This window comes from Azospirillum sp. B21 (assembly GCF_008364825.1).
Taxonomy (GTDB): domain Bacteria; phylum Pseudomonadota; class Alphaproteobacteria; order Azospirillales; family Azospirillaceae; genus Azospirillum.
This window is the reverse complement of record NZ_VTTO01000006.1, coordinates 137645-147005: the sequence shown is the minus strand read 5'-3', so window position 1 is coordinate 147005 and position 9361 is coordinate 137645. Positions and strand designations below refer to the sequence as shown.

The window sequence follows — 9361 nt, the reverse complement described above, 5'->3', positions numbered from 1 at the left end:
GAATCTATCTCGTGCAGCACCGATGAGACCCCTTGACATTCACGGTATAGCGTTGAATCCTGATGGGCATGAAGCACGTCATGCACATCGATGCCTCGATTCATCGGATCTGCGCCTTCGCCCGGCATCAGGGCTGGAGTGCGGAGTCATTCGGCCGAGCCGCCGCCGTGCCGCCCAGCACCGTGCGTGACGTGCTCCGCCAGGAAGGCAACCCCACCGCCACGACCCTGCGGGCCATGGAGGCGGTAATTCCCCACGACTTCATGACCGATCCCGTCGCGCTGGCCAGCAGCGGCCTCTGCGCGCCGATCCTGGGAAAGCCGCGGAAAAAGAGGCGGACATGAACAGGGAGATCCGGCAAGGCCTCACACTCTCGGTTGTTTCGGCGGGAAGCATCGCTCGCACTGAGCGACTGCGCAACCCCGAAGCTCCGGCTTGGCCGCGACAGTGTCCCATCGCCGAATCAGGCGCCGGCGGCGCGGCCCGGTCAATCGGGAGCATCCCGAGTCCGGCCACCCGCCGCCACAGCCACCGATCCGCCGGGTTCCTTGTCCGTACCGGCGGAGAGGCCGCGGCCGGAGTCGCCATCCGACTCCGGCCGCTTTCCCTGCCCGGGGCCGGCCATGCCCCCCGCTGACCCGGCCCTCACCGACGCGCAGCGCGCCGTCCTGGCCGTCTGGCCAGCCTTCGAGGCCGCCGCCGCAGTGACATGGTGCAGCGTCGACCGCTTGGTGCGGACGCTCTGCCACCGCGACTCCCTCGCCGATCTGCCCGACGACGACGCGGCCGAGCTGCTGGCGCTGATGCAGCGCGCCACCGACCGCCTGCATGCCTTGCGGCCGGCATCGCCGCAGCGGGGATCCGCATGATCGGGCGCCGCCCGACAGCCAGTCCCCCTTCGGATCCCAGATCTATCCAGAAAACCAACGGCTTCCACCGTGAGGCCCGCCCATTGACCCGCCATCGCGCCGGCTGCGCCATGGCGCGCGGCCCGCCGTGCGGCCGCTCGACGGTCGCCAGTCAGCCGCCCCCATCGACTTTGAAGACCGCGCCGCTTTCGGCCGCCAGACGGCCGGAAGCGATGCGCGTCTTCACCCCCTGACGCCGCGCGCCCCCGCGCCGGTGAACCCTGGAGCTTTGCCCGATGGCATCGCCACGCGCGCCGCCCTGACCGGCGCCGGCTTCTCCCCGTAGGCCCCCGTCATCCGGTGCCCAGCGTCCGCCCTTGCCGATGGCCGCGCTGCACCCGTCTTGTCCCCACCGTTGCGCGCCCGCGCGGCGGTGAACGCCGGAGCTTGGCCCTTGTATCCGCGCGCCCCGCCCTGAGACGGGACGGCCCCGCCGAGGCCGCCCCGCTAGGACCGCAATCATCGCCAATGCCCCATGCCCCTGCCGTGCCCACGGCGGGAACACGGCGATCTGCGTCCAGAGGCTAACAGAGATCAGGATTAAAATCCGCTGTTCCTTGCAGCCACGAACCCGTGCGCCCGCAGGGAGCCGCATTGCCGCCGGCCGGCCACCGCGCCGCCGGGGAGGTGCCCCCATGTCCTCGCCATCTGCCTCGACCACCCGCGCAACCCCGGCCGCCAAGCCGCAAGCCGCCTTTCGTGAGACCGTCGGCCGCTTCCGCTGCGCCGTTCTGGCCTGTCCGGCGCTGAAGCCGCGCGACAAGCTGGTCGCCCTGGTGATGCTGGAGCGCGTCAACCGCCAGATGTTCGAGGCGCTGGGCCTGCTGCTGACCTGGACCGGGGTGGAGGCGGTGGCGCGGCTCTGCGCCCTGTCCACCCGCGATGTGGAACGGGCGCGCAGCGCGTTGCTGGCCGCCGGCGTCATCGTCCGCGACCGCGCCGGCGGCCGGGGCCAGCCCACCCGCATGCGCCTGTGCCTGCACTGGCTGGAGCGCGAGGACGGTCCGGCCGGCGACGCCCCCGATCCGTCCGACGATCCATCGCCCGACAGCGGCGTCGCCGACACCGGAGTCGGCCAAAGCGCCGAACGCCCGCCAACCGCCCCCGGATCGCCCGCCGGAACCGGCCTTCATCGCCCGACACCGGTGTCGGCCAAACCCTGTGATAAAACCCGTGAACCCCCGCGCGCGAGCCCACACGCGAGCGCCGGCACCAGCCCGCCGCCATCCGCCGCCGACATCGAGCGCGACGGCCACGCCCGAATCGCCCGCCGGATCGGCGCCGTCCAGCATGCGACGTGGTTCCGGGGATGCAGGCTTGGGCTGTCCGGGGATCGCAGGCTGACCGTCACCGCGCCGAATCGCTGCGTCGCCGACCGGATTCGGGCGGCTTACGAGCTGGAGCTGCTGCGGCTGTTCCATGTCGAGGCGGTGGACATCACCGTCGCCGTTCCGCCAGTCGCCGCCGAATCGGCCTTCCCGCGGATCGAGGGGAGGGCCTGAGCTATGCCCGTCGAGCCCGGCGCCCTGTCACGCCGCCGGCCCGACCGGCAGTTCCGCCTGGATCTGGGCGATCCGCCCCGCACCGCGCGCCACCGGCCGGCGCAGCACCAGTGCGAGGCCGACGCCCTCTATCGCGCCGTCCAGGGCCTGCGCGCCGCAGGCCATCGGGTCTATCGCTGCGGCGCGCTGCACCGGGTGGACGAGCGCCTGTTGACCACGGCGGACCTTATCCGGCTGCGCCACGCCGATCCGCGTTGCCGACAGCCCGAGGGGGAGCGGTGATGGGCGCGCTGGGGCTGACCTTCGCGTTGCTCGGCGCTTCCATGCTGGGCGGCTTTCGAGCTGGAGCTGCTGCGGCGTTCCGGGTCGAGGCGGTGGACATCGCCGCCGCCGTTCCGCCAGTCGCCGCCGCTTCGGCCCTTCCACTGATCGAGGTCACGGAATGCTAACTTATCTCGAAATATTCGGTGAAATCCCAGTTTTCCATTCTTTCACTTCTAAGTTGCAAAAACAACTCAAGGTTACCTTTTCTCAAACTACTCACCATCTCGTCGTCAATAAAGTGAGAAGACAGATCATCTATATCGTAATCAGGACCATATTTTAGCCTTTCACGGAATACAGATGCAGTCTCAGGATCAATGAAAAATCTATTCCCTGCTCCCTGTAACAGGCGTTTAAGCCTAGTCGATGCTCCTCGAGGAGCTGTAAACAGCTTTACTAGAGCATCGCGCTCATAAGATTTTAAGAGTTTTTCACCACTAAAGGGGCGTCCATACGGATCTACTAGTCCTTCCATTTTTGACAATCTCAGTATAAATAGTCGGACGCGTGCCGACCTAAAATCAAAACGATCCGGTATCTCTTGTGGGCGGTCCCAGTCTACATTAGGAGAAGCATGGATCGCATATTTAAGATTGGCCTGTTCGCTTTTCACGATGCGATATGTTGCTGAGGCAAATACCTCCGACCAACTTGTTCTCCAAAACCAGTCCATGATGTCGTGTTCGGGAATATTATCTTCTTCAATATCTGCAAGTTCGGCCGCCATAAGAACAAGCTGGAGAGAGTATGGGAGAAGATATGGGCTGAAGACGTTCGCATGTTTTTCGAGTATTCTTACAGATCTCTCGATGCCGGAACCTGCTTTATCAAGAATTTCATAATTGCTTTTGATTACGTTCACAAGCTCGGTCTGTGCTGCCTTAGTTACATCAAGGCCAGCCAATCCCTTACATACTTGAAGGAAAAGAGCATCATCCAGCTTCCGCCATCCCTTTGGGAGCCGATCTCTTAGAGACTTTATGGTTTCGCGCAGGTCAAAATCTGAACGCCAAGTTAGAGCCGATACTAGGTGTGACTCATCCATCGGAGTTCCTAGACTATTAATCCTCTGAAATGTTTTTGCAGCCAGATCAAGATCGTCCGTTACCATCACAACTATGGGAATACGGCATTGCTGAAATCTGTAAGAGAGTTGATCAGCTCTTTCTTCCCAAATATCTATATTGCTTTCCGTCCATTTTTCATTCGCACCAATTCGACGAATTTCACGCATGTGCTTGTTCACTAAGCGACCATCAAGCAAGGTCCATAGAGGAAGAAGAGGCCTTTTTGAATTTTTCTTCTTCAAGTTCTTAGCAAACACAAAATTTTGTTCGATTAGGTCATATTGAATGTCCCAATCGATTTCCTCAAACTCACCATCCGCTGCCAACTCAAGATCTTCAAGGCTTGCGTAATCTTGTGGAGAAAGAAGAAGCCCAAGCAGAGTTGAAACCCGCTGATGCCCGTCAAGTAAGTATTGCCAGCCAGTAGCGGGTGCTTTATCAACAATTGGAGGAATTGAATGGGGGCCAACAGAGTTAAACGAAGCCAATTTGAAGACAATTGTCCTCCAAATCAACAAGCTGCCAATGGGCATATTGTCGCGGATTGAGCGAAGAAGCTCTAATCTTTGATCATCAGTCCAAACAAATGGTCTTTGGAAGCGAGGAACACGTATATGGCCACGCTGAACATCCTCCAGCAAGCTTCGAAGGCTAGGGTTAAGGTTCTCAGAAGCAAGAGCTGTCAGACTATCTGTCATTTCCCCCACCTTCATATCAGCCGCATTAGGTTTGGAAGAGCGTTTAGTGCTTCTTCGATGGCGCTATCATCCCACCGAAACACTACATCTTGATGTTTAGCATAATGAGTTGCCAAACTCCTTCCAAATCCACTGTTGAGAGCTTCACGAATATCCTCTCCTAGGTCAGAGTATAAAGATCTATTCCTTTCCGCATCTACTCTTCGAGCATCTCCAGAAAGTCCTTCTTTCATATTGTAATACCATCTCTGATGGTCCGACAATTCGGTGAAGAAAATTTGCACTACCTCGTCGCTTAATCCGCGCCCAAAATTACTTGAGCAGTAATCTTTCAGCTGATCTTCTGGCATGTAAGACTCGATAAATCTTCGTTTTAGCATCCAATACCTCAGCGGCATTTTATCTTTAGTAACTTTTTCCCAATAGTATGCTTGACATGTTGCTTTAGCACCGCTAAGGCATTTTGCATCCCAGCCTTCTTGAAGCTCGTCTGGATGCAGGCGGTCACTGTCATAAATAGCAAATGTCCGAAGCCCTTCTTTTGGGCACGCTAGCCTAGCTTCCAGTTGGGTAATTAGCCCACTTCCTCCTCCATGTACAGGAGCTGCCCAACCTTTTGAAACTGCGTTCAGTAATTTTTCACGCTCTGATTCCATCATTATACCTTGAAGGAAATTCCAATCATTGGAGGAGTCTTCCAGTAATATACAAATCTTTTCGTTCAATAATTCGCGCGCATCATCGATAGGTAAAGTCGCGACTGGATCGCTCCATTGCGGCGCGGAGTCCTCTTTTATATATAATGTGGATGTGTTTTGAGGTGTCGTACCAATTGCACGGAAACACAACTGCAATGCGGTTCTATAGCTTTTTTCTAAAGCGCCTCCAATTTGACTGAAAGCACGTTCCAAAGCGGCATCAGAATTGAATATAACCATATGCCGCCCTGTGCACGCGTGATTAAGTATTTCTGTTAGCTTCCATATTTCTGAGCGCTGTATTACGGCATCAACGGTTTCTTGTGTTATTATGACTCTCATAATGCACCTTTTTCGATTTGTTTGAAAGCAAGCGATTGGCCAAGAGAAATAGCTTCTCTAAAAGCGTTACTGATTACCGTATTCGATGGCTGTCCATCTTCATTGAAGTCTATAGGAACAGCTTCACTTGTACCATCATTTCTGGACTCGACCCAATATACTCTTACCATGTCTGGAGAGATTTCTCCGCTAACTATAGCTAGCTGTATACTAGTCAAAAGAACCTCAGAATGAGTTTCTACTAGTAGCAAGGGATTGGCCTTGTCCTTTGCTGTCCTCACCAACGTTTGTGCAAGTTGCACCTGTGCGCGGGTATGCAGATGTAGCTCTGGCTGCTCAAGACATAGAATTTTGGGTCCACCAAAGCGGGCTCGCGCAAGAGCAACTAATACTGGTAATACTTGGCTATACCCTTCGCCTGTGTCGCGTAGATTTACCTGAACTGATGGGGCGCCCTTGGGATGAAGCAGAACTCTCCATACTCCGTCTGCTGGATTATCAAGAACGAGCTTCTCTCCAAGAGGTATAAAAAACTCTTGCACAGCTTCAATAATAGGATCTGCGGTGCTTCGTAGCACGGCGTTTACTAGATGATTTGCTGCATCACTACCATCATGCTGCATTTTCGCGCGCGTGCCGCCGCTATAGCTTAGTATGCGTGGTAGAGAAGAGCGAATTCCGCTTATCCACTGAGTGTCTAAGCAAAAGCCCTCCACAAGTTCCTTGAGTCTATTTACATAATCATATTCGTGCCCTCTGTTTTCGTATACTGGAAAAATTCCTTTCCATTTCTCGCAACTATCATCTGTAAAGCATTGATCAATATTATCTCCTTCATAAGAAAGAGATTTTACGTGCTGCCAGCTGCCATCAATTCCTCCCAATATCTCCCATTCGGCAGAAGCTTTAATATCTCCTGACCATCTAAAAGAAATTTTCAGGTTGTTTCTTTCGCTTGCTTTGCACACTAGTTCCGGCCACGTTGCTTCGCGCCCTACTGCACCAGCCAGCCATATAGGTAAGCTTCCTGCTTCGATTGACTCTGATATAAGAGGAAGAAAACGAACAAGAGAACTTTTGCCTCCGCTGTTCCATCCGAAGAAGAAAGTCAAAGGTTTGATTTCTATATCTTGTTTTCTGGAAAATGACTTGTAGTTTTCAACCGAGAAATAACTAAGTGTCATTGCAAATCTCCATTAAATTCTATTGTGGTGGGTCCGTTATGGTTACTGTGTGATAGAGAGGGGAGTGGCTAGATACCTTGATGTGGATTTTCGCTCTGATGCAGCATTCTTCATTCTGCCCTACGGCGATCTGTAGCACGGTTTACCCCTGATGATTAAGAGCAAATCTGACTGCCTTGTTCCCTTGACGTCCCACCACCAACCGAGCGACCCTTCCCCCCGGAGCCTCGAAACCTCCCCATAGGCGGCAAGCCACCCGCGCGTTTTCGCGATGTGGCTCTTTCCATGCCCGGACTCTGTCCGTAGCATGCCCCTTCGCCGGGGGTCGGATAATACAACACCCGCAAGGGGAATAGTCCGGCCTGACCTATGCAGGTTTCGAGCCCCCGGCACCAGGGCCGTCGTCGAAAGCGGCCCTCTTGCCGGCAACGCCGCATAGGAGGGCATCGCCATGGACACCATGGGCGACAACGGGCAAGTCATGCCTGCGTTATCTCTGTCCGACATCGACACAGCCACCAACGGCGAGCCGCGCATCGTTGACTTGCGCCTTGCCGAAGCTCTGGGCTTCAAGAAACCCCGCGACATTCGCCCTTTGATCGAGCGCCATATCGACGCCCTGGAGAGGCTTGGCGGAATTTGCCGCACCGTGCGGCAAAATCCCGGACGGGGGCGTCCCGCCACAGAGTTCTGGCTGACGAAGAAGCAGGCCGTCTATCTCTGCACCAAGGCCGAGACCGAACGCGCCATCACCGTCACCATCCAGATCGTCGAGCTGTTCGACGCCGTGACCGGCGGGGCCGCGCATCCCGCCCTGGCGCCGGTCCTCACCCGCGCCGACCTCGACGCCATCGACCGCCGCGCCCGCAGGATCGGGCAGGAGGAGGAGCAACGGGCGCGCTCCGCCCTGACCGACCGGGCGCTCGACCGTCTGCGCCGGGGCGAGCGGATCGACATCGCCTCGCTGTCCGCCGCCCGGCCGGACGAGCCCGCCGCTCTGCCCCCGCCGCCCGCCCGGACGCGCGAGGAGAGCATGGACCTCGCGCTTGCCCATCTGCGCGCCCTGCCGCCCGAGCTGCGGCAGGAGGGCTTCCGCCTGATGCACGCCATCAAGGCCCACAGCGACGCCCTGAAGGCGCTGAAGGCCGCGACCGAGGCGATCAACTCTCCGCTCGACACCATCGCCGAAATCCTGGAACGCGAGGCGACCCTCATCCGCCAGACCATCGCCGCCCAGGCGGGCCGGGCCGGGCAGGGGGACCGGGCATGAGGACGATCCTGGTGGTCCAGGGGAAGGGCGGCGGTCCGAACCGCCACCGTCCGCAATCTGGCCGTCGCGGCCGCCGTCGCCGGCCGGCGGGTGGGCACGCTCGACACCGACCCGCAAGGCTCGCTGACCCACTGGCACGGCCTGCGCCCGGCCGACGCCGCCCCGATCCTCCACGAACAGCGCCCGCTGGGCGCGGTGACGGAGCGGCCGACTCCGCCCGGCCTCGACCTGCTGGTGATCGACACCCCGACCGCGGTGGAGAATTTCCCCCAGGCGACCGCCCTGCTGTTCGACTGCGCCGATCTGGTGCTGGTGCCCGTCCGCCCCGGCCCGGAGGACCTGGTCAGCATGCAGGCCATGCTGCCCTACCTGCGCGCCCGGCGCCGGCCGATGCGTCTGCTGCTGAGCCAGGTCGTCCCGCGCCTGCGCGAGACCGCCGACGCCCGCGCCATCGTCTCCGCCATGGGGGCGGTGGCGCCGGTGGAGATCCCGCAGCTTCAGGAGGTGCCGCGCAGCTTCATCGCCGGGCTGGGCACCGCGGAGATCCCCGGCACCCGCACCGGCCCGCTGTTCCGCGACCTCTGGCTCCACCTGTCCGCCGCGATGGAGGGCTGACCCCATGTCCCGATCCGGTTCCGGGCCGAAGCTCACGCCCAGTGCGCCCGCCCGCCGCAGCCTGGGCGACGCCCGCCTGTCGATGCTGGCCACCCCGCGCCCGCTGACCACGCGGGCCGAGTTCGCCGCCGACATCCGCCGCGAATGGTCGAACGCTCTGGAGGCGACCATCGCCGTCGGCCGCCGCCTGAACGAGGCCAAGGCGGCTCTGCCCCATGGCGAGTACGAGGCGATGGTGGCGACCGACCTTCCGTTCAGCACCTCCACCGCCCGCAAGCTGCGCGAGATCGCCGCCTTCGTCGACGAGGGGCAGGTGCCTCTGGACCGTCTGCCGGAAGCGATGAGCACCCTCTACGCCATCGCCACCCTGCCGGACGACACCCGCCAGCAGGCCCTGGACGCCGGCACGATCCACCCGACGGTGACACGGGGAGAGGTGGAGGCGCTGAAGGTGCCGGCGGTGACGCCGGCGCCGGCTGGGCCGGTGCGGGAGGTGGCCGCGCCGGTCCCGCCTCCGCCGCGCGAGTCACGCTTCGCGGCGGCGCTGTCGCTGCCGTGGAGCACGGACCCTGACGATCCGGGCGCCATCACTGTCGAATTGGACGGCGTGCGCCGCTACCTGCTGGTGATGGTGGCGCCGGACCCGGCGGCGGCCGACGTGGTCCGGCATGTGGTGGAGTTGCACAACGAGGCGGTTGTTCGGTCTTTGCCAGCTTCCAACCTCCCGGCTCCCGAATTATAGCGGGAATAAGT

General features: G+C 59.7%; 11 protein-coding genes. 8 read left to right on the top strand and 3 right to left on the bottom strand.

Annotated features, from left to right (window positions below; all coding sequences use genetic code 11):
* Window positions 1-80 precede the first annotated feature (80 nt).
* The 5 genes from FZ983_RS16190 to FZ983_RS16170 all read left to right on the top strand — a co-directional run bounded on the left by FZ983_RS16190 (window position 81) and on the right by FZ983_RS16170 (window position 2859).
* Complete coding sequence (locus tag FZ983_RS16190) at window positions 81-344, top strand: hypothetical protein (RefSeq protein WP_109086438.1); 264 nt, start codon at window positions 81-83, stop codon at window positions 342-344.
* 279 nt (window positions 345-623) lie between these two features.
* Window positions 624-869 carry a hypothetical protein gene (locus FZ983_RS16185; RefSeq protein WP_149224555.1) on the top strand — a complete coding sequence of 82 codons (246 nt, stop codon included), beginning with the start codon at window positions 624-626 and terminating at the stop codon, window positions 867-869.
* Window positions 870-1543: 674 nt separating this feature from the next.
* Window positions 1544-2410 carry a hypothetical protein gene (locus tag FZ983_RS16180; RefSeq protein WP_149224554.1) on the top strand — a complete coding sequence of 289 codons (867 nt, stop codon included), beginning with the start codon at window positions 1544-1546 and terminating at the stop codon, window positions 2408-2410.
* A gap of 3 nt (window positions 2411-2413) precedes the next feature.
* Entirely contained in the window at window positions 2414-2692 is a 279-nt protein-coding gene (locus tag FZ983_RS16175; RefSeq protein ID WP_149224553.1) for a hypothetical protein, read from the top strand.
* On the top strand, window positions 2692-2859 hold the full coding sequence (locus FZ983_RS16170) for a hypothetical protein (protein ID WP_188092355.1): 168 nt from the start codon (window positions 2692-2694) through the stop codon (window positions 2857-2859). Before FZ983_RS16175 ends, FZ983_RS16170 begins: the two co-directional genes overlap by 1 nt.
* Here the strand turns inward: FZ983_RS16170 and FZ983_RS16165 are convergent.
* From FZ983_RS16165 to FZ983_RS16155, 3 genes are all read right to left on the bottom strand, one after another.
* The gene (locus FZ983_RS16165; RefSeq protein ID WP_188092354.1) at window positions 2856-4499 is read right to left on the bottom strand and encodes a DUF262 domain-containing protein; all 1644 of its coding nucleotides are present in this window, start codon (window positions 4497-4499) and stop codon (window positions 2856-2858) included. The genes FZ983_RS16170 and FZ983_RS16165 overlap by 4 nt on opposite strands.
* An 11-nt stretch (window positions 4500-4510) precedes the next feature.
* Window positions 4511-5437, bottom strand: coding sequence for a hypothetical protein (locus FZ983_RS16160; RefSeq protein ID WP_149224550.1), 927 nt, complete (start codon window positions 5435-5437; stop codon window positions 4511-4513).
* A 98-nt stretch (window positions 5438-5535) separates the two neighbouring features.
* Entirely contained in the window at window positions 5536-6723 is a 1188-nt protein-coding gene (locus FZ983_RS16155) for an AAA family ATPase (protein ID WP_149224549.1), read from the bottom strand.
* Window positions 6724-7174: 451 nt separating this feature from the next.
* Here FZ983_RS16155 and FZ983_RS16150 point away from each other — a divergent pair, with 451 nt between their 5' ends.
* The 3 genes from FZ983_RS16150 to FZ983_RS16140 all read left to right on the top strand — a co-directional run bounded on the left by FZ983_RS16150 (window position 7175) and on the right by FZ983_RS16140 (window position 9350).
* On the top strand, window positions 7175-7993 hold the full coding sequence (locus FZ983_RS16150) for a hypothetical protein (RefSeq protein ID WP_149224548.1): 819 nt from the start codon (window positions 7175-7177) through the stop codon (window positions 7991-7993).
* A 90-nt stretch (window positions 7994-8083) separates the two neighbouring features.
* A complete protein-coding gene (locus FZ983_RS16145; protein WP_247883782.1) occupies window positions 8084-8608 on the top strand; it encodes a ParA family protein in 525 nt (174 codons plus the stop codon).
* Window positions 8609-8612: 4 nt separating this feature from the next.
* On the top strand, window positions 8613-9350 hold the full coding sequence (locus tag FZ983_RS16140) for a DUF3102 domain-containing protein (RefSeq protein ID WP_149224547.1): 738 nt from the start codon (window positions 8613-8615) through the stop codon (window positions 9348-9350).
* The last annotated feature ends 11 nt before the right edge of the window (window positions 9351-9361 follow it).